This is a genomic window from Pseudomonas sp. GW822-FHT02G04 (assembly GCF_058802085.1).
In genome coordinates this window covers 67,213-87,214 of record NZ_JBXANU010000011.1, presented here as the reverse complement: position 1 = coordinate 87,214, position 20,002 = coordinate 67,213, and the positions used below count along the sequence as shown (strand labels likewise).

Annotated in this window: 19 protein-coding genes; 8 read left to right on the top strand and 11 right to left on the bottom strand. The window is 59.8% G+C overall.

Going from position 1 to position 20,002, the window contains the following annotated elements; genetic code table 11:
• Positions 1 to 13 precede the first annotated feature (13 nt).
• The 8 genes from hisI to AC1RO5_RS15955 all read left to right on the top strand — a co-directional run bounded on the left by hisI (position 14) and on the right by AC1RO5_RS15955 (position 6,552).
• Positions 14 to 415, top strand: coding sequence for a phosphoribosyl-AMP cyclohydrolase (gene hisI, locus AC1RO5_RS15990; protein ID WP_007936797.1), 402 nt, complete (start codon positions 14 to 16; stop codon positions 413 to 415).
• A complete protein-coding gene (locus tag AC1RO5_RS15985) occupies positions 408 to 740 on the top strand; it encodes a phosphoribosyl-ATP diphosphatase (RefSeq protein WP_007899279.1) in 333 nt (110 codons plus the stop codon). Before hisI ends, AC1RO5_RS15985 begins: the two co-directional genes overlap by 8 nt.
• Positions 741 to 764: 24 nt before the next feature.
• Positions 765 to 1,043: a twin-arginine translocase TatA/TatE family subunit gene (locus AC1RO5_RS15980; protein WP_018929163.1), complete on the top strand. Its 279-nt coding sequence runs from the start codon at positions 765 to 767 to the stop codon at positions 1,041 to 1,043.
• Between the two features lie 10 nt (positions 1,044 to 1,053).
• Positions 1,054 to 1,494 (top strand): Sec-independent protein translocase protein TatB, encoded by a 441-nt coding sequence (gene tatB / locus AC1RO5_RS15975; RefSeq protein ID WP_258672078.1) that lies wholly within the window; start codon positions 1,054 to 1,056, stop codon positions 1,492 to 1,494.
• On the top strand, positions 1,491 to 2,285 hold the full coding sequence (gene tatC, locus AC1RO5_RS15970) for a twin-arginine translocase subunit TatC (RefSeq protein ID WP_493176151.1): 795 nt from the start codon (positions 1,491 to 1,493) through the stop codon (positions 2,283 to 2,285). The genes tatB and tatC overlap by 4 nt, the downstream gene beginning before the upstream one ends.
• Positions 2,282 to 2,989 carry a 16S rRNA (uracil(1498)-N(3))-methyltransferase gene (locus AC1RO5_RS15965; RefSeq protein WP_493176149.1) on the top strand — a complete coding sequence of 236 codons (708 nt, stop codon included), beginning with the start codon at positions 2,282 to 2,284 and terminating at the stop codon, positions 2,987 to 2,989. The genes tatC and AC1RO5_RS15965 overlap by 4 nt, the downstream gene beginning before the upstream one ends.
• Before the next feature lie 219 nt (positions 2,990 to 3,208).
• Positions 3,209 to 5,125 carry a methyl-accepting chemotaxis protein gene (locus AC1RO5_RS15960; protein WP_493176147.1) on the top strand — a complete coding sequence of 639 codons (1,917 nt, stop codon included), beginning with the start codon at positions 3,209 to 3,211 and terminating at the stop codon, positions 5,123 to 5,125.
• Positions 5,126 to 5,283: 158 nt separating this feature from the next.
• Positions 5,284 to 6,552 (top strand): phosphatidylinositol-specific phospholipase C domain-containing protein, encoded by a 1,269-nt coding sequence (locus AC1RO5_RS15955; RefSeq protein ID WP_493176145.1) that lies wholly within the window; start codon positions 5,284 to 5,286, stop codon positions 6,550 to 6,552.
• An 89-nt stretch (positions 6,553 to 6,641) separates the two neighbouring features.
• On the opposite strand, the gene AC1RO5_RS15950 is transcribed toward AC1RO5_RS15955, so the two are convergent.
• The 11 genes from AC1RO5_RS15950 to hutI all read right to left on the bottom strand — a co-directional run bounded on the left by AC1RO5_RS15950 (position 6,642) and on the right by hutI (position 19,990).
• A complete protein-coding gene (locus tag AC1RO5_RS15950; protein WP_007936789.1) occupies positions 6,642 to 7,376 on the bottom strand; it encodes an amino acid ABC transporter ATP-binding protein in 735 nt (244 codons plus the stop codon).
• The gene (locus AC1RO5_RS15945; RefSeq protein WP_007936788.1) at positions 7,369 to 8,328 is read right to left on the bottom strand and encodes an amino acid ABC transporter permease; all 960 of its coding nucleotides are present in this window, start codon (positions 8,326 to 8,328) and stop codon (positions 7,369 to 7,371) included. The genes AC1RO5_RS15950 and AC1RO5_RS15945 overlap by 8 nt, the downstream gene beginning before the upstream one ends.
• A gap of 144 nt (positions 8,329 to 8,472) precedes the next feature.
• Complete coding sequence (locus tag AC1RO5_RS15940) at positions 8,473 to 9,270, bottom strand: transporter substrate-binding domain-containing protein (RefSeq protein ID WP_493176144.1); 798 nt, start codon at positions 9,268 to 9,270, stop codon at positions 8,473 to 8,475.
• A 230-nt stretch (positions 9,271 to 9,500) separates the two neighbouring features.
• Complete coding sequence (mdoH, locus tag AC1RO5_RS15935) at positions 9,501 to 12,071, bottom strand: glucans biosynthesis glucosyltransferase MdoH (protein WP_493176143.1); 2,571 nt, start codon at positions 12,069 to 12,071, stop codon at positions 9,501 to 9,503.
• Positions 12,064 to 13,869 carry a glucan biosynthesis protein G gene (locus AC1RO5_RS15930; protein WP_493176141.1) on the bottom strand — a complete coding sequence of 602 codons (1,806 nt, stop codon included), beginning with the start codon at positions 13,867 to 13,869 and terminating at the stop codon, positions 12,064 to 12,066. The genes mdoH and AC1RO5_RS15930 overlap by 8 nt, the downstream gene beginning before the upstream one ends.
• Before the next feature lie 321 nt (positions 13,870 to 14,190).
• Positions 14,191 to 14,628, bottom strand: coding sequence for a D-aminoacyl-tRNA deacylase (gene dtd, locus AC1RO5_RS15925; protein WP_493176139.1), 438 nt, complete (start codon positions 14,626 to 14,628; stop codon positions 14,191 to 14,193).
• Positions 14,625 to 15,596 carry a prolyl aminopeptidase gene (gene pip, locus AC1RO5_RS15920; RefSeq protein WP_007936780.1) on the bottom strand — a complete coding sequence of 324 codons (972 nt, stop codon included), beginning with the start codon at positions 15,594 to 15,596 and terminating at the stop codon, positions 14,625 to 14,627. Before pip ends, dtd begins: the two co-directional genes overlap by 4 nt.
• 115 nt (positions 15,597 to 15,711) lie before the next feature.
• Positions 15,712 to 16,632 (bottom strand): alpha/beta hydrolase, encoded by a 921-nt coding sequence (locus tag AC1RO5_RS15915; protein ID WP_493176137.1) that lies wholly within the window; start codon positions 16,630 to 16,632, stop codon positions 15,712 to 15,714.
• 150 nt (positions 16,633 to 16,782) lie between these two features.
• Positions 16,783 to 17,730, bottom strand: coding sequence for a choline ABC transporter substrate-binding protein (locus AC1RO5_RS15910; RefSeq protein WP_493176135.1), 948 nt, complete (start codon positions 17,728 to 17,730; stop codon positions 16,783 to 16,785).
• A gap of 240 nt (positions 17,731 to 17,970) precedes the next feature.
• Entirely contained in the window at positions 17,971 to 18,774 is an 804-nt protein-coding gene (gene hutG, locus AC1RO5_RS15905; RefSeq protein WP_493176133.1) for an N-formylglutamate deformylase, read from the bottom strand.
• A 10-nt stretch (positions 18,775 to 18,784) separates the two neighbouring features.
• A complete protein-coding gene (gene hutI / locus AC1RO5_RS15900) occupies positions 18,785 to 19,990 on the bottom strand; it encodes an imidazolonepropionase (protein ID WP_493176131.1) in 1,206 nt (401 codons plus the stop codon).
• Positions 19,991 to 20,002: the final 12 nt, after the last annotated feature.

Genomic DNA, 20,002 nt, shown 5'->3' with positions numbered 1-20,002 from the left:
GTCGGAGTCGAAGATGAAAAACTGGCTGGACGAGATCAAGTGGGACGCCGATGGACTGGTGCCCGCGATTGCCCAGGATCACAAGACCGGACGCGTCCTGATGATGGCCTGGATGAACCGCGAAGCACTGCAATTGACCGCCGCCGAGAACCGTGCCATTTACTGGTCACGTTCCCGTGGCAAGCTGTGGCGCAAGGGCGAAGAGTCCGGCCACGTGCAAACCCTGCATGAGATGCGCCTGGACTGTGACGCTGACGTGATCATCCTGATGGTCGAGCAGATCGGCGACATCGCCTGCCATACCGGCCGTCAGAGCTGCTTCTACCGCGTCTTCGAGAACGGCGACTGGAAAACCGTCGACCCGGTGCTCAAAGACCCGCACGCCATTTACTCCGCAGGACATACTCATGAGTGACACCCTGACCCGTCTGGCCCAGGTGCTGGAAGAGCGCAAAGGCGCCGCCGCCGACAGCTCGTATGTCGCCAGCCTGTACCACAAGGGCTTGAACAAGATTCTGGAAAAAGTCGGCGAAGAGTCGGTCGAAACCATCATTGCCGCCAAGGATGCCGCCATCAGCGGTGACTGCAGCGATGTGATCTACGAGACCGCCGACCTGTGGTTCCACAGCATGGTCATGCTCGCCCAGCTGGGGCAACATCCACAGGCTGTGCTCGATGAACTGGACCGTCGCTTCGGTCTGTCCGGACACGCCGAGAAAGCCTCGCGTCCGTCCGCCTGAATAATTATTAGAGAGGAACGCAACATGGGCATTTTTGACTGGAAACACTGGATCGTCATCCTGGTTGTCGTGGTGCTGGTGTTCGGCACCAAGAAACTGAAAAACCTCGGCACTGACGTGGGCGAGTCGATCAAGGGCTTTCGCAAGGCCATGAACGACGAAGAGAAACCGGCCGACCCGACTGCGACTCCGGCCCAACCGGTTCCGCCGACCCAGCCACAGGCCACAACGTCTGTGAACCCGCCGCACACCATCGACGTGCAGGCGCAAAAAGTCGAAGAGCCGATCCGCAAAGACTCGTGAGCACTGACTAATGTTTGGTATCAGCTTCTCTGAACTGCTGCTCGTCGGCCTCGTCGCCCTGCTGGTGCTGGGCCCCGAGCGCCTGCCGGGTGCTGCGCGCACCGCTGGCCTGTGGGTCGGGCGGCTGAAGCGCAGCTTCAACGCGATCAAACAGGAAGTTGAACGTGAAATCGGTGCCGACGAGATTCGCCGGCAACTGCACAACGAGCACATTCTGTCTCTGGAGCAGGAGGCGCGGAAGATTTTCACGCCGACTCAGCAGGAGCCAACACCGGTGGAACCTGTAGCCACGCCGACGATTCATGCGCCGGCGGCCGAGACTACGCCGACTGAAACGGTGAAAACCGTTGAAACAGCACCGGTTATTGCTCCAGTAGAACCTGTTGCTCCTGCCGCCGCGCCGACAACGCCGGCGCCTCACGACACCACTTTGCCGCCGCGAGCCCCATGAGCGATCTCCCCGAAAACGACCAGCACATGCCGCTGGTTTCGCACCTCACCGAGCTGCGCACCCGTCTGCTGCGCTGTGTAGCGGCGATCTTCATTATCTTCGCCGGGTTGTTCGCCTTCACCCAGCAGATTTACACCTTCGTCTCCACGCCGCTGCGCCAGTACCTGCCGGCCGGCGCGACGATGATTGCCACTGACGTGTCGTCGCCGTTCCTGACGCCGCTGAAGCTGACCATGATGGTCTCGCTGTTCCTGGCAATCCCGGTGATCCTGCATCAGATCTGGGGTTTCATCGCGCCAGGCCTGTACAAGCATGAGAAGCGCATCGCCGTGCCGTTGCTGGTCTCCAGCATCCTGCTGTTCTACACCGGCATGGCCTTCGCCTATTTCCTGGTGTTCCCGCTGATCTTCAAGTTCTTCGCCGCCGCCACCCCGGCCGGCGTGGAAATGATGACCGACATCACCAGCTACCTCGACTTCGTCATGACGCTGTTCTTCGCCTTCGGTGTGGCGTTCGAAATCCCGGTGGCCGTGGTGCTGCTGGTGTGGATCGGCGTGGTCAACGTCGCTTACCTGAAGAAAATCCGTCCGTACGTGGTCATCGGTTGCTTCGTGGTCGGCATGATCCTGACCCCGCCGGACATCTTCTCGCAGACGCTGTTGGCCGTACCGATGTGGTTGCTGTTCGAGATCGGCATCCTGTTCGGCAGCCTGATCAGCAAACGCAGTGAGCACCTGGACGAAAAACCGGCTGACGATCACAACGACCAGCCGCCAGCGACCCAAGCGTGAACCTGCTGCTCCTCGAGGAGGCCGACTTCATTGCGGCCGACCGGGCGATCCTGCGCGATCGCCGATTGACTCATATGCAGGAAGTCCACCGCTGTGAAGTGGGTGACAGCATGCGCGTCGGACGTATCGGCGGGCTGATGGGTGCCGCCGAAGTACTGCGCCTGGACGCTGACGAAGCCGAGTTGCGCGTCACCCTCGATCAACCGCCACCGACCAAGCTGCCACTGACCCTGGTGTTGGCCCTGCCACGCCCGAAAATGCTCCGCAGGGTGTTCCAGACCGTGGCCGCCATGGGTGTGCCGCGAATCGTGCTGGTGAACAGCTATCGCGTCGAGAAGAGCTTCTGGCAAACCCCGTTCCTGGAACCTGAAGCGATTCGCGAGCAATTGATCCTGGGGCTTGAACAAGCCAGGGACAGCGTGCTGCCGGAAGTCGTGATCGAGAAACGCTTCAAGCCTTTTGTCGAAGATCGTCTGCCGGCGATCACCGAAGGCACCCTCGGTCTCGTCGGCCATCCCGGCCACTACCCGCCCTGCCCTCGTGGCCTGGACGAACCCGTGACCCTGGCCATCGGCCCCGAAGGCGGCTGGATTCCTTACGAAATCGACCTGCTGGCCAAGGCTGGCCTGCAACCGGTGCAACTTGGCGAGCGCATCCTGCGGGTCGAAACCGCCGTCACTGCGCTGCTCTCGCGTCTGTTTTAACCCAGACACTTACCCTGTGGCGAGGGAGCTTGCTCCCGCTTGGGCGCGAAGCGGCCACCGCTTTTTTCCAGCAAGACCGCATTCACCGGTTTTACGACTGCTTCGCAGCCGAGCGGGAGCAAGCTCCCTCGCCACAGGTGTTTGCTCACCTACAGGTTCCAGCCTGCCTGCCGATACAGTCCCCATAAAACCGATTAATGGTCCGAGGGGAGTTGCAGCATGTACCGTTGGCTAGCCGAAAAACTTGGAAACGTAAGCGTCAATCGCAAACTGGGTGTCGGCTTCGGTCTGGTGCTGCTTCTAACCTTGTTGATCACCTTCACCGGCTGGACCGGCCTGAGCGGTGTGATCAGCCGTGGCGACACGCTCGGGTTTATTTCCAGCCTCAATGAGCTGACCAAAGACCTGCGCCTGGCCCGTCTGGACTACGACATGCGCCGTGGCGAACAAGGCCCGGGCGCCGTCAACGAGCTGATCGGCAAACTCGATGCCGGCCTGAAAACCGCCCGCACGCTGATCGAGCAACCTGGCGACGTGGCATTGCTCGACCAGCAACTGGCCGCCATCAGCGAGTACAAACGCGCCTTCGCCGACCTGACCCAGGCCACCGCCGCTCGCGAAGATGCTCGCAGCAAACTGGGCGCCACCGCCGATAACGCCGTGGCCCGCGTCGCCGGAGTCGAAAAATCCATGCTGCAGGGCGACAGCGTCACCCAGTTCAACAGTGTGATCGACCTGAGCAAACTGATTCAGCAAGCGCGCTTCCAGGTCCGCGGCTACACCTACAGCGGCAAACCCGAGGCCGAGCAGCCAGCGCTGGACGCCATCGACAACGCCCTGAAAAACCTCGAAAGCCTGCCAGCCAAACTGCCGGAGCAGCACATCGCCAACCTGCAACAGGCGACCGACTCGCTCAAAGCCTATCGCGCGGCGGTCAGCCAGTTCCGCGACTCCCAGGTCGCCAGCGCTGCCGCCTTCAAACGCATGAGCGCCCAGGGCGACATTCTGTTCGACGTCAGCAAAAAGCTCACCACCTCGCAAACCGCCGTGCGTGACGCCGATACGGCGCATGCCAAAAACCTGCTGCTGATGGCCACCGTCCTCGCGTCGGCCTTTGGTCTGTTCGCGGCCTGGGCCATCACCCGCCAGATCGTCATTCCCCTGAGCCAGACCCTGAAAGTAGCCGAGCGTGTCGCCGCGGGCGACCTGAGCCACAACCTGATTTCTGAACGCCAGGACGAACTGGGCCAACTACAGCGCGCCATGCAGAGCATGACCCTGGGCCTGCGAGAACTGATCGGCGGCATCAGCGACGGCGTGACCCAAATCGCCAGCGCCGCTGAAGAACTGTCTGCCGTTACCGAGCAGACCAGCGCCGGGGTCAACAGCCAGAAGGTCGAAACCGATCAAGTGGCCACCGCCATGCACGAAATGACCGCCACCGTGCAGGAAGTCGCGCGCAATGCCGAGGAAGCGTCCGAAGCCGCCGTCGCCGCCGACCAGCAGGCCCGCGAGGGTGACAGGGTGGTCGGCGAAGCCATCGCCCAGATCGAGCGCCTGGCCCTCGAAGTCGGCAACTCCACTGCCGCCATGGGCGATCTGAAGCGCGAAAGCGACAAGATCGGCAGCGTGCTCGACGTGATCAAATCCGTGGCCCAGCAAACCAACCTGCTGGCGCTCAACGCCGCCATCGAAGCCGCTCGCGCCGGTGAAGCCGGGCGTGGCTTTGCGGTGGTCGCCGACGAAGTCCGCAGCCTGGCCCAACGCACCCAGAAGTCCACCGAAGAAATCGAAGAGCTGATCGTCGGCCTGCAAACCGGCACTCAGCAAGTCGCGACCATCATGGACAACAGCCGCAGCCTGACCGACAGCAGCGTCGAACTGACTCGCCGTGCCGGTGGCTCGCTGGAAAGCATCACCCGTACCGTGTCGGCGATCCAGTCGATGAACCAGCAGATCGCCGCTGCCGCCGAGCAACAGAGCGCAGTGGCCGAAGAGATCAACCGCAGCGTACTGAACGTGCGAGACGTGTCCGAGCAGACCTCGGCCGCCAGCGAAGAAACCGCGGCCTCCAGCGTCGAGCTGGCGCGGTTGGGGACGCATTTGCAGATGCTGGTGGGCAGGTTCAAGGTTTGAGATTAACTTAGCCAGTGGACTGTACAGTCCACTGGCTAGTGCTTTAGTGTGTCATTGCCTCACCACCGCTCGTCGCTACTATCAGATCTGACAGTAGATGACTCTCTGATAGTACCGCACGCTGATACCTGTCACTAATCCATTGACAGGATATCGAAATGAATCTAAATCAGTCCCTCAGCCAACCGAAATTAGCGCCCCTCACCCTTCATAACTTCAAGGGCAACACACTGATTCTTAGCCAACAAACTGAAAATCTCCGCATCGTTGTACCCCCACTGTCCAACATCAGCAGCGACTTTCAGGTGATGCTGTATTCCGTCGGTAAGAACACCAAGGGAACAGATACCATCGTGACATTGCGGAACCCCAACGCCGTCACTCTTACCGAATCAAATAATTCCTCAACTTATGAAATCCCACTAACTTACTTGAAAGAACTTGCACACAATAGCGTACTTAACATTATTTTGCGTGTAGATGTGGATATCGAAGTAAAGCCTCGTCCAGTGGCCAGCTCGGTAATGCGTATCCAGATCCAGCAGACGCCAGACGAGTTACATCAAACGGTGGAGCCTAAAACAAATTACAAACGATGGATGACGGATATTCAGTCGGATATTGCCAATCTCATGCTTCATGAAATCGCTTTGCCAGGGCTTCACAACGCGGGGGTTGACATGGAGTCGACAGAGCTCACCGACGAACTATGGGGCGCTTGCCAGGATGACACGTTCAGGTGGCAACTTGAACATGGTGGTCGAGTTCTCGATCTACGTGTAAAGGATGTAACAGAACAAAATGGTGGTAAAAATATCTTCTGGTTTTATCATGGGATTATTACCGGGGAGCGACGTCTCGTAGATTGCGTGTCAGAGATCAACTCATTTCTGGCAAGCAACCCCGATGAGATCGTCATATTAGACATACATGAAACGCGTCCGGATTTCGATGGTCAATTCCGGACCGATGTATTCATCAGCCAACTCAACCCTCTATTTGACAAACTCATTCCATTATCAGCGAGAAATCTAACTGTCGCTCAAATCCGCCAACAACACCCCGAAAAAAACATAATTATCGCTTGGACTGGAGGTTCCGAACACGGCTTCTGGCCAACAATAAATCACAAGTGGATTAATCAAGATATAATCTCACCTGAGGAACTTTTTGACTTTGTTAAAGAAACAATGAAAAACCCACCTGAAAATGTATTATGGTCATTATCTAACGCAGCTTATAGCTGGTGGTCTGGCCCGGTACGCTTCCCATCTACACATGTCTGCATGCAACTCCCTTTCTTTCCAGGGAACAAACCAAGCATCGTGAATGTAGATTTTATTGCTGACACCGGCACTGTTGATAACTGTATAAACTACAACAAAAACCTTGGACAAGGCCGTAACGCCCTAATTAAACAGGTTTAATTACTAACAACCCCAATGAAATTTTAAGTTTTAACATGATCAGCCCCACTAAGCGATTTTGGTTTACGCTCAGTGGGCCATCATCAATACTACAAAACCTGGCGCAAAAACGCCTGTGCACGCGGATCCTTCGGTGCATCGAAGAACTCGGCCGGTGAGGCGTCTTCCAGCAATTTGCCGTGATCGAAGAACAACACCCGGTCCGCCACTTCCCGTGCGAAGCCCATTTCGTGGGTGACGCAAACCATGGTCATGCCTTCCACCGCCAGGGTCTTCATCACATCCAGCACTTCACCGACCATTTCCGGGTCGAGCGCCGACGTCGGCTCATCGAACAGCATGACCTTCGGCTCCATCGCCAACGCCCGGGCGATGGCCACGCGCTGTTGCTGACCACCGGACAGGCGCGATGGAAACTCGTGAGCCTTCTGCGCGATACCGACCTTTTCCAGCAACACCATGGCCTTGGCCTCGCGCTCCTTCTTGCCGCGCTTGCGCACGACTTTCTGGGCCAGGCAGAGGTTTTCCAGCACAGTCATGTGCGGGAACAGGTTGAAATGCTGGAACACCATGCCGACTTCGCGGCGGTAGGCATTGACGTCGGTTTTCGGGTCGGCCAGTTGTAAGCCGTCGATGCTCACCGAGCCGGAGTCGAACGCTTCCAGGCCATTCAAGCAGCGCAGAAAGGTCGACTTGCCGGAACCGGACGGGCCGATCACCACCAATACTTCGCCCTTCGCCACTTGGGTGGTGACGTTATCCACCGCGCGAACCACCTGGCCGCGGGTGTCGAAGACTTTTATCAGATCGCGGACTTCAATCACTTTGTGCGAGCCTCCGCTCAAGCCGACTGGCGATTTTCGACAGCGGCAGGTTGATCAACAGGTACAGCCCGGCCACGCAGAACAGGATTTCGAACGGCGAGAACGAGGTGGTGATGACTTCGCGACCGCTTTTCAACAGTTCAGTAATCGCGATCACCGACACCAGCGAGGTGTCCTTGACCAGACTGATGAACTGCCCCGCCAGCGGTGGCAGCACGCGCTTGAACGCTTGCGGCAGCACCACATGACGCATCGACTGGCCACCGCTCAAACCCAGGGAGCGCGCCGCTTCGTTCTGGCCACGGGCAATGGACTGCACGCCGGAACGGATGATCTCCGCCACGTAGGCACCGGTGAACAGCGACAACGCGGCGATCCCGGCGAACTCCCGGGAGAGGTTCATCACGGTGCCAATGAAGAAGTAGAAAATGAAAATTTGCACCAGCAGCGGCGTACCGCGCACCAGCTCGACATAGATCGTCGAGAGGTCGCGCAGGGTCGGGTTGTTCGACAGGCGGCACAGCCCGGTGGCCAGGCCGATCAGCAGGCCAAGCACGCCAGACACCATGGACAACCACAACGTGGTCCAGAGACCCCATAGCAGCGGGCCGGCGGCCCAGTGCCGGGTCACGCCGATCACATCGCCTTCAGCCACATCATCGCCTTGCGCGACTTGCAGGCTGTTGTCGTCGACCGTCAGGTGCTGCTCGTCACCGGCATCATTACGCAGGGTGACTTCAGCCTTGCCGCCCTTGCGCACCAATTCGCTGACAGTGGAGATGTCGGCTGCGCGCTGGGACTCTTCGGCGTGGTAGGCGAAGTACTGCGGTACGCGGTTCCAGCGCCATTCGTAGGACATCAGCGAGGTGGCGTAATACAGCGCGCCGGCCAGGCCGATCAGCACCAGCACGGTTAATACGTGCCAGGGCCATTGGGCTTTTTTCTGTTTCATTGGGTTTGCAGGTTCCGAATTTGATCGTTCCCACGCTCCGCGTGGGAATGCCGCCCGGGACGCTCCGCGTCCCTTCGAAGGCGTGACGCAGAGCGTCACAGGATGCATTCCCACGCAGAGCGTGGGAACTATCAGCGGTGGGGTTTATTCCATGTCCTTGAGCCAAGCAGTGTCTTTAAACCACTTGTCATGGATGCGATCGTATGTGCCGTCTTCGTGAATCTGGTGCAGGAAGTTGTTGATGAAGTTGAGGCTGTCGTAGTCGCCTTTCTTCAGGCCGAAAGCCAGAGGCTCATAGGTGAACGGCTTGTCGAGGAACACCAGCTTGCCGTTGCCGACCTTGTTCACCGCCACGACGTTGTAAGGCGCGTCGTAGATGAAGGCGTCGGCCTTGCCGTTGACCACGTCGAGCACCGCTTCCTGTTCGTTGTCGTAGCCGTGGTACTTGGCTTTGGAAATGAGTTTTTTGGCGACCATCTCGCCAGTGGTGCCGAGCTTGGAGGTGATGCGGTAGTCGGCGGTGTTCAGGTCTTTATAGGACTTGATGGTGCCTTCCAGCTCCTTGCGGATCAGCAGCGTCTGGCCGACCACGATGAAGGGTTCGCTGAAGTTCAGGCGCAGGTTGCGCTCCTGGGTCAGGGTCATGCCGCTGCCGATCATGTCGAATTTGTCGGTCAGCAGGGCCGGGATGATGCCGTCGTAGCCGGTGGAAACCATTTCCAGCTTGACGCCCATGGCCTTGGCCATGGCTTTGAGGATGTCGACTTCGAAGCCGATGATTTCGCCGCGCTTGTTGGTCATTTCGAACGGCATGTAGGTCGGGTCCATCCCGACTTTCAGCGTGCCGCGCTTGACCGCGTCATCGATGGCACCGGCCTGCGCCGCGTTGACTGCAACCAATGCCGTGACGCCGACCAGCAGCATCGACAGATACTTCTTCATCATCAAGTCCCCAAAACCCATCGCATTGTGAGGCACGCAAACCACAGATTTCCTTTGGGAAACCGGCAGATACGAACAGAAAGTTGTCCGGGCGCACCAATTCGGGGACGGATGCTAACGCACTCGGCCGTTTGCACAAGGGGTTGAGGGGGATTTGTTTGATCGTTCCCACGCAGAACACGGGAATGATCATCAGCACAAAAAAAACCCCGCTTTCGCGGGGTTTTTCATTATGCCAACTGAGGCTGCACGTTCAACGGCTTGAGCGGCAACAGCGGCGCATGCGGATCGGCATCCACCGAAGTACGCCAGGCTTGCAGCCACTCGGCATGGCCTTCGCTCCAGACCTGCTCATGCAAGCGACCCAGTGCCACCGGATCACTCAGCAGGGCCACGCGCTCGTTGTTGGTCAGCCCTTCAGGCCCGACCTTCATCGCATGGCGAACCCGCTCGATACGCAACCATTCGATCGGCTCGGCCTGACGGTGACGAGACGTCGCCAGCGCACACGCCAACGCGTTCTGCTGTGGATCGACCACCGAGCGGACGAAGCCGTCGTGCAGTGCATGCCAGCGGTTTTCATGGGTGTACTGATCGGTCGCCAGCAATGCCTGCGGCGGATTGTATTCCTCAGGAATCAGGAACAGGCTCTCGTCACGGGACTTCAGGCCCAGACCGACACGACTGGAGATCACCGACACCGGAATCGACAACATCAGCGAACCGACGATCGGTACCAGCCACCAGAGGAAGCTCGGGTTCAGCCAGATCACCAGCAGGGCCCAGAAGAAGCCCAGCAAGGTTTGCGGACCGTGGCGCTTGACCGCTTCGCTCCACGGCGTGGAGTCGTCGTCACGTTGCGGCGAGTTCCAGGTCGCGGCCCAGCCGAGGAACGCGGCGAGTACGAAACGAGTGTGGAAAATCATCCGCACCGGCGCCAGCAGCATGGAGAACAGCATCTCCAGCAGCATCGACAGCGTCACCTTGAACCTGCCACCGAACTCTTTCGCGCCCTTGGCCCAGATCAGGATGATGCTCAACAACTTCGGCAGGAACAGCAGCACGATGGTCGTCGAGAACAGCGCAATCGCCTTGTCCGGGTGCCATTGCGGCCACAACGGATAGAGCTGACGCGGTTCCAGGAAGTACTGCGGCTCCATCAGCGTATTGGTCGCCAGCAGGGCTGTCGACAGCACGAGGAAGAAGAACCACAACGGCGCCGACAGGTAAGACATCACGCCTGTCAGGAACACCGCACGGTGTACCGGGTGCATGCCCTTGACCAGAAACAGCCGGAAGTTCATCAGGTTGCCGTGGCACCAGCGGCGGTCACGCTTGAGTTCGTCCAGCAGGTTCGGCGGCAGTTCTTCGTAGCTGCCCGGCAAGTCATAGGCAATCCACACGCCCCAGCCGGCACGGCGCATCAGCGCAGCTTCAACGAAGTCGTGGGACAGAATCGCACCGGCGAACGCGCCTTTACCGGGCAACGGCGCCAGGGCGCAGTGCTCGATGAACGGCTTCATGCGGATGATCGCGTTGTGGCCCCAGTAGTGGGATTCACCCAACTGCCAGAAGTGCAGGCCAGCGGTGAACAGTGGACCGTACACACGGGTGGCGAACTGCTGCATACGCGCATAAAGAGTGTCCATGCCCGACGCACGCGGCGCGGTCTGGATGATCCCGGCGTCCGGCGTGGCTTCCATCAGGCGCACCAGGCTGCTCAGGCATTCGCCACTCATTACGCTGTCGGCGTCGAGCACGACCATGTACTTGTAGTCACCGCCCCAACGACGGCAGAAGTCGTCGAGGTTGCCGCTTTTACGTTTTACGCGACGACGACGGCGGCGGTAGAAGATCTTGCCGAAGCCCTTGGCTTCACGGCAGACGTCCAGCCAAGCCTGCTGTTCGGCGACGCAGATATCGGCGTCGTTACTGTCGCTGAGCACGAAAAAGTCGAAGCGATCGAGGTTACCCGAGGCTGCAACCGACTCGAAGGTCGCCCGCAAACCGGCGAATACCCGCGGCACGTCTTCGTTGCAGATCGGCATCACCAATGCGGTGCGTGCGTCCTTGGCGATCGGCTCGTTGCCGGCGCTGGCGCCGGAGATGCGGTACTTGTCGCGACCGGTGATCAACTCGAGGAAGCCCATCAACGCGGTCCAGAAACCGGCCGACACCCAGCAGAACAGAATCCCGAACAAAATCAGGATGCTGGTTTGCAACGCGTAAGGCAGCACCTGGGCCGCGGTTTGCAGGAGCGGTTGGTGCAGGACTTCTTCAAGATCGACGAACGACCAGCCCTGGTACGGCATGATGCCTTTCATGTACCAGCCGGCGACGATCGTCTGACCAAGCATCAGTACCAACAGAATGTAACGACGGATCGAACCGACGGTGCGCCAGCGAGCCGCCGGCAGCACGTTCTCGTCTTTCGGCGGCTGCGGCGGGTTGGTGCGACCGGTCAGCCGACGCCAGCCACGCACCAGAATATTGGTGCGCCATGGCTCTGGAACGACTTTGGTCCGACGGATCGGCGGGGCTGCCTTGAGGCAAACCCGACCACTGGCGTCGAGTCCCAACATTTGCGCATCCGCCAGTTCTTCGGCGGTGTTCAGGGTCAGGCGCCGCCCGACCGACGCCTGAGCGGCATCGGTCGGCGCGTCGAACGCCTGGGACGACAGACGTTCGTGCAATTCACTGAAAGACTTGCAGCCCGCGAGTTCCGCGCGCTGCTCGTCGGTCATCGGCAAATGCGCCAGGTACTCGGCAAGCGTTTGTGGCTGTACTTGTGAATTACTCATCGGCGGGCAACTGATAGCTCCAGGTCTCGGTCAGGACTTGTTCAGTCGGTGCCGATTCCGGTGTGGCAGGGGCCGCTTCGGCAGCGACAGGCTGCTTGGCGTCTTTGTTGTCCTTGTCCTTGGTGTCCTTGACTTGCTGGGCTTGCGCTTCAGCTTGCTTGGCTTCCTTGTCCTTCTTCTCCTGCTGACGGGCGGCGATCTTGTCGGCCTTGGCAACGGAAGAGCTGGACGCTGGCGCCGTGGTCTTGATCGTCTCGGCAGGCGTGATGGTCTTGACCAGTGCTGCACGCATTTCGGTGGACTTGTTCGGATCCTTGATCTTCATCCGCAGGGTCAGGCGCCAGCCCTTGGTTTCAGGGTTGTAACGGACGCTGTTCTCGACCAGCTCCGCGTTGTCGCCAACGCTCACCTGGCTGCGCACTTCGGCATCTTCCGGCAAGTCTTGCAGGGACGGACCCTGGAAATCCACCAGGTAGGCCACGCTGCCGTCCGGCTGACGAATCAGGTTCGACTGCTTCACGTCACCCGTGGAACGCAGGGTCTGTTGAACCCAGGCGCTGTCCGCCGAATGCAGGGAGGCTTCGTCGATGGTCCAGTGCATGCGATAGGCGACGTCCAGGGACTGGCCAGGCTCTGGCAGTTTTTCCGGGCTCCAGAAAGCAACGATATTGTCGTTGGTTTCGTCAGCGGTAGGAATCTCCACCAGATCGACGGAGCCCTTGCCCCAATCGCCTTTCGGCTCGATCCAGGCACTTGGGCGCTTGTCGTAGCGGTCATCGAGGTCTTCGTAGTGGCTGAAGTCACGACCACGTTGCAGCAAGCCGAAACCGCGCGGGTTCTCGATCGAGAAGTTGCTCACGGCCAGGTGTTTCGGGTTGTTCAATGGGCGCCAGATCCATTCGCCGTTGCCGGCATGGATCGACAGACCGCTGGAGTCGTGCAGTTCGCGACGGTAGTTCAGCACTTTCGACGGCTGGTTGGCGCCGAACAGGAACATGCTGGTCAGCGGCGCAACGCCGAGTTTGGTGACCTTGTCACGCAGGAACATCCTGGCCTTGACGTCGACGACCGTGTCGCTGCCCGGACGCAGGGTCAGGCGATAGGCACCGGTGGCACGCGGCGAATCCAGCAGGGCGAAGATCACCAAGTGTTTGTCGCCCGGCTTCGGCTGCTGAATCCAGAACTCGGTGAAACGCGGGAACTCTTCGCCGGACGGCAAGGCGGTATCGATGGCCATGCCGCGAGCGGACAAGCCATAGGTGTGGCCCTTGCCGACAACGCGGAAGTAACTCGCGCCGAGCATGGTCATGATTTCGTCTTGCTTGTCGGCCTTGTTGATCGGGTAGAGCACACGGAAACCGGCATAACCCAGCTTCTCAGTGGCTTTAGGATCGAACTTCATATCGCCGAAATCGAAACGACTTGGGTCGTATTTGATCTCTTCGACGGCGTTGGCGGTGATTTCGTTGATTTTCACCGGCGTATCGAAGTGCATGCCCTGGTGATAGAACGACAGCTTGAATGGGGTTTTCTGGTTAGCCCACTCGGCTTTTTCGGTGAGGAAGCGAATTTTTTGATAATCCGCGAATTTCATCTCACGAAATTCATTCGGCAGGTTACTGCGCGGGGCTTCGTATTTTTGCCCGGCCAGCTCTTTTGCCTTGACCGATACGTCATCCAGATTGAATGCCCAAAGCTGGCCGGCGCTGAACAGGCAGAGCAGTGCAGAACCCGCTACCAGAGCATTTCGAAACCGTTTGGCAGACAATTTTGGTGCATTACAGGGACTAACAATCACGAGCAACCCTCGCCGAAAACAGATCAAAAAACCAACGGCCAGTTAAAGTGCCAGCACGGTGTACGGTGGAAAAAAACCGACCCTGCGGACCACTCTTGCCAAGTTGGCGAGCATTGTTCCGACTCCCATGGGGCAAAATGATTCCCCAACAGGTCCCGGACAAGTCTCTACCTAAGTCAAAATGGACCAACGAACGCTGATCCCCGTAGCGCGCGATTATCTAGTAGGCCGCGTTACAACGCATCAGGGGGAAGCAAGTATTTATCGGGAAAAGCCTCTGTTTTCAGCCGAAATGCCCTTAAAAACATGTTTCAAGCGCTTTCACGTCTGTAACAGGAAGGTTACCGGGCCATCATTGACCAGGTGCACCTGCATATCCGCGCCGAATCTACCTGATGCCACAGTGCCATGCACCTGTTTCGCTTTGCCCAATAAATAGTCGAACAGCGCCTCGCCCAAGGCCGGAGGGGCTGCAGTCGAAAAACTCGGGCGCAACCCGTTTTTGGTATCGGCGGCCAGGGTGAACTGCGAGACCAGCAACAACCCGCCGCCCACGTCCGCCAAGGACAAATTCATCTTGCCCTCGGTGTCACTGAATACTCGATAGTTAAGCAGCTTATGCAGAAGTTTGTCGGCGCTGGCCTGCGTGTCGTCGGGTTCGACCGCCACCAGCACCAGCAACCCCTGATCTATCGCACCAACCACCTCTCCCGCGACCTCGACTCGCGCACCGCGCACGCGTTGCAGCAGGCCCTTCATGCTTCGTCAGGCGACAGGTCGAGCAAACGACGGGCCATCTGATCGGCGGCGCGTACCAATGCATCGGTGATCCCCGGTTCGGACGCCGCATGGCCGGCGTCGCGAATCACCTGCAATTCGCTGTTCGGCCAGGCTTGATGCAGTTCCCAGGCGTTGTCCAGCGGGCAGATCACGTCATAACGACCATGGACAATGACACCGGGCAAATGGGCGATCTTGCCCATGTCGCGGATCAGCTGATTCGGCTCGAGGAAAGCGTTATTGGTGAAGTAGTGGCATTCGATACGGGCGATGGACAATGCGCGCTGGGGTTCGGAGAAGCGATCGACCACCAGCGGGTTCGGACGCAGGGTCGCGGTGCGGCCTTCCCAGATGGACCAGGCCTTGGCCGCGTGCATCTGGGCGATCTGGTCGTTGCCGACCAGGCGCTTATGGAATGCCGAGAGCAAGTCATCGCGCTCGTCCAGCGGGATCGGCGCGATGTAGTCCTGCCAGTAATCGGGGAACAGGCGACTGGCGCCACACTGGTAGAACCACTCGATTTCCTGGGGACGGCAGAGAAAAATCCCGCGCAGAATCAGCCCGTGCACGCGCTCCGGATGGGTTTGCGCGTAAGCCAGGGCCAGGGTCGAACCCCAGGAACCGCCGAACAGCACCCATTTGTCGATGCCCAGGTGTTTGCGAATCCGCTCGAGGTCGGCGACCAGATCCCAGGTGGTGTTGTTCTCAAGGCTGGCGTGGGGCGTGGAGCGACCGCAACCGCGCTGGTCGAAGGTAACAATGCGATACAGGTTCGGATCGAAATACCGGCGGCTCTGCGCATCACACCCGGCGCCAGGGCCGCCGTGAATGAACACTACCGGCAAACCTTCCGGTGAACCGCTTTCGTCGACATACAGCGTGTGGGTTTTATCGACGGCCAGATCGTGCCGGGCGTGGGGTTTGATCTGCGGGTACAAAGTCTGCATTGCGCGCTCCGTAAGGGGTCGAGGTCATCCCTGTGGGGACTTCTATTATTCTGCCGTCCGGCATCATAAACCCGAATTACTTCAATGAGCATGCCCCTCGCAGCGTCAGCGTTTGTCAGCCCGTCTTGTCAGCCAAATAGCCGAGCAGGGTTTCATAGAGTCGGTCGACTTCGGCAACCTGCCCCCGCGCCCGCAAACAGCCATGAACCAGCCCCTGACCGTAATAAAGCATTGCGCTCACGCCGGCGGCGTTGAGTCGCCCGGCGTACAGCACGCCGTCATCGCGCAACGGGTCGAACTGCGCCACGGCGATCAACGTCGGCGGCAGACCGCTGAAGTCGTCGGCGAGCAAGGGCATCGCATAGGCCGTTGGCTGACGGATACCGCCCAGATACAGCGCGTGATAGCAATCCAGATCGCTGCTGCCAAGCAATGGCGCGTCGGCGCATTCGCTGCGTGATGGCAACCGGTGATCACCGCCCAGGCCCGGATAGATCAGAACCTGTGCACAAGGCCCCGGTTCGCCCGCATCGCGCAAGGCCAGACACAGCGCAGCGGCAAGGTTGCCGCCAGCGCTGTCGCCGGCCACCAGCGTCCGCGCCGGGTCGAGCTGAAACGGCCCCGTGCGCAGCGCGCGCCAGACACTCAGACAGTCATCGAACGCCGCCGGAAACGGATGTTCCGGCGCCAGCCGATAATCGACGGCGATCACCAACACACCGAGCACCGATGCCAGTTCGGCGCAGATGAAGTCGTGGGAATCCAGATCCCCCACCACCCAACCGCCGCCATGCAGATACACAATGCAGGGCCAACCGTTGGTCGGCGGCGGAACCGGCGGTTGCCAGGCGCGCACCGCCACTCCCGCCAACTCGAAATCGACCACCTCAAGCCCCGCCGGATGTGGCGGGGTAAACGCCCGGCACATGTCGCTGTAGGCCTGACGCATACCGGCGAGGCTGCTGTCAGTGCTGTTGAAGCTGACGGTTTTCTCGACGAAAGCCGCCATCTGTTCAGAGAGTGGATAAGAAGCCATGTGTCTGCAGCCAAGAGGAGAGAATTGAGCGACGAAAATCCTGTAGGAGCGAGGCTTGCCCGCGAAGAATGCACCGCGGTTTTTCAGGCATACGCGTCATCGTTCTTCGCGGGCAAGCCTCGCTCCTACACAGTGATCCCGCTGGACCAGTCAGTTTTTCAAACTGGCCTGAACGGTTGCCGCGCCATCCTTGCCATCGAAACTGCTGACACCCGCCAGCCAGCGCTGAAGGTCTTCGGGATGATCGCGCAGCCACTGTCTGGCAACGTCCTGCGGCGTCTTGCGCTCCATGATCGGTACCATCAACTGGCTTTCCTGAGCGGCGGTGAAGGTCAGGTTTTCCAATAGACGGTTCACGTTCGGACAACGCTCGGCATAGTCCGGCGCGGTCACGGTGGAAACGGTTGCCGCGCCTTCGTTCGGGCCGTAGACGTCTTCGCTGCCGGTCAGGTAGGCGATATTCATGTTGATGTTCATCGGATGCGGGGTCCAGCCGACGAACACCACGAACTCCTTGCGATTGACCGCCCGTTGCACGGCGGCGAGCATCCCGGCCTCACCGGACTCGATCAGCTTGAAGTCCTTCAAGCCAAAGCGGTTGGTCTCGATCATGGTTTTGATGGTGGTATTGGCGCCGCTGCCCGGCTCGATGCCGTAGATCTTGCCGCCGAGCTGATCCTTGAATCTGGCGATGTCGGCGAAAGTTTTCAGGCCGGCGGCAGCGACATAGTCAGGTACCGCGAGCGTTGCCTGGGCGTCGGCCAGACTCGGTTTGTCCATGACCTTCACCTGATTGGCGGACACGAACGGAGCGATGTTCTTGTCCATCGCCGGTTTCCAGTAACCGAGGAAGATATCCAGACGCTTGTCGCGGATGCCGGCGAAGATGATTTGCTGCACGGCGCTGGTTTGCTTGCTTTCATAGCCAAGGCCATTGAGCAGCACATCGGCCATGCCGCTGGTGGCAATGACGTCGGTCCAGTTGACCACGCCCATGCGCACGGTCTTGCAGGAAGCGGGGTCGTTGGCGAAAACGCTGGTGCTCAGAAGAGCAGTGCCGGTGAGGATTAACAGACAGCGGTTGAACAGTCGTTTCATCGGGAAGGCTCGCTCGGCAGCAGATTATTGTGGGCCCGGTGTCTTTGTGCACCGTGCCCACAACGTTACGCAGCGCCGAGTCGGCAAAAGTGACCTGTGGCGACCGTGTTTTGCACGGTGGCGACAGGATCGTTCCCACGCTCTGTGTGGGAACGCAGCAAGGGACGCTCTGCGTCCCAAAAGCGGACGCGGAGCGTCCGAGGAGGCATTCCCACGCGGAGCGTGGAAACGATCATACGATCAAGCTGCGTGGTGTTGTTGCCCCCACGCCAACAGCCCTTGCAGTAATTCCCGGAGTACCACTTGCGTCGGCTCGGCCAAATCCGGGCGATAACGGAACGGCTGGAACTCTTCCATATAAGTGCACTGGCCCAACTCCAGTTGCACGGCATGAATGTTCTCGGCCGGATTGCCATAGTGCCGGGTGATGTGCCCGCCCTTGAAGCGGCCGTTCAGCACATGGCTGTAATCGGTGTGCTTCGCGCAGATCGCTTCCAGCTGTGTGGCCAACTGCGGATCGCAACTGGCGCCGTTGAAGGTGCCGAGGTTGAAGTCCGGCAGCTTGCCGTCGAACAGGTGCGGGATTATCGAGCGGATCGAGTGCGCGTCGAACAGCAGCGCGTAGCCGAACTCGGCTTTCAGCCGTGCCAGTTCTTCCTGCAAGGTGCGGTGGTACGGCGTCCAGATCTGCTCCAGATACGTCGCCCGTTCCGCAGCCGACGGCTCCAGCCCTTCGCGGAACAACGGCACGCCATCAAACAGCGTCGCCGGATACAGACCGGTGGTGGCGCCGACATATAGAGGCTTGTCGTCGGACGGCCGGTTCAGGTCGATGACAAACCGCGAGTACTCGGCCGCCAAGGTGCTGGCGCCCAGTTCGGCGGCGAATTCATAAAGCCTGGGGATATGCCAATCAGTGTCCGGCAGGCTTTTCGCGTCGGGGATCAACCCCGCGTCCACCACTGGGGTCAGGCGCACGCCGGCGTGAGGCATGCTGATCAGCAGTGGCACGCGGCCTTGTTTGAAGTTCAGAACCTTATCCACAACTGCTCTCCTAAACGCTTGTTTCGACGCCGTGACGCACGACGCGTTTTTCCAGGTCGCCGCCCAGCCAGTACGACAGGTCGGCCGGACGATCGATTTGCCAGGCGACGAAGTCTGCGACCTTGCCGGCTTCCAGCGAACCGTGGGTTTGGCCCATGCCCAACGCGGTGGCGGCATGAATAGTCGCGCCTGCCAGCGCCTCTTCCGGGGTCATGCGGAAACAGGTGCAGGCCATGTTCAGCATCAAGCGCAACGACAACGCCGGCGAAGTGCCCGGGTTCAGGTCGCTGGCAATGGCAATTTTCACCCCGTGTTTGCGCAGGGCTTCCATCGGCGGCAATTGGGTTTCCCGCAGGAAGTAAAACGCGCCGGGCAGCAATACCGCGACGGTGCCGGACTTGGCCATGGCGATGGCGTCGTCTTCGGTCATGAATTCCAGATGATCGGCGGACAGTGCGTGGTAACGCGCCGCCAGGCTCGAACCGTGCAGCGATGACAATTGCTCGGCGTGCAGCTTCACCGGCAAGCCAAGGTTCTGCGCGGCGACGAACACTCGTTCGACTTGTACAGGCGAAAACGCCAGGTATTCGCAGAACGCGTCCACCGCATCCACCAGCCCTTCGGCCGCCAGGGCCGGGAGCATTTCGCTGCAGATATGATCGATGTACGCATCGGCGCGGTCGGTGTATTCCGGTGGCAAGGCGTGGGCCGCCAGGCAAGTGCTGCGCACGCTGACCGGCAACTCGGCGCCAAGACGACGGATCACCCGCAGGATTTTGCGTTCGCTGGCCAGGTCCAGGCCGTAGCCGGATTTCATTTCGACCGTGGTCACGCCATCGCGCATGAGGCTCTTCAGGCGCTTGGCGGCACTGGCGAACAGCTCGTCTTCACTGGCGGCGCGGGTGGCGCGCACGGTGCTGGCAATGCCGCCGCCGGCAGCGGCGATTTCCGCGTAGCTGACGCCTTGCAGGCGCTGCTCGAATTCGCCGCTGCGGTTGCCGCCGAACACCGTGTGGGTGTGGCAGTCGATCAGGCCCGGAGTGACCCAGGCCCCGCTCAAGTCATTGACGGCCGGGTACTCGCCGGCCGGCAGTTCGGCGCGTGGGCCGATCCACTCAATGTGCGCACCGGACGTCACGATGGCCGCATCCTCGATGATCGAGTAGACGCCTTGCGCCATGGTTGCGACGTGGCAGTGTTGCCAGAGCGTTTTCATCCTTGGCCTCCG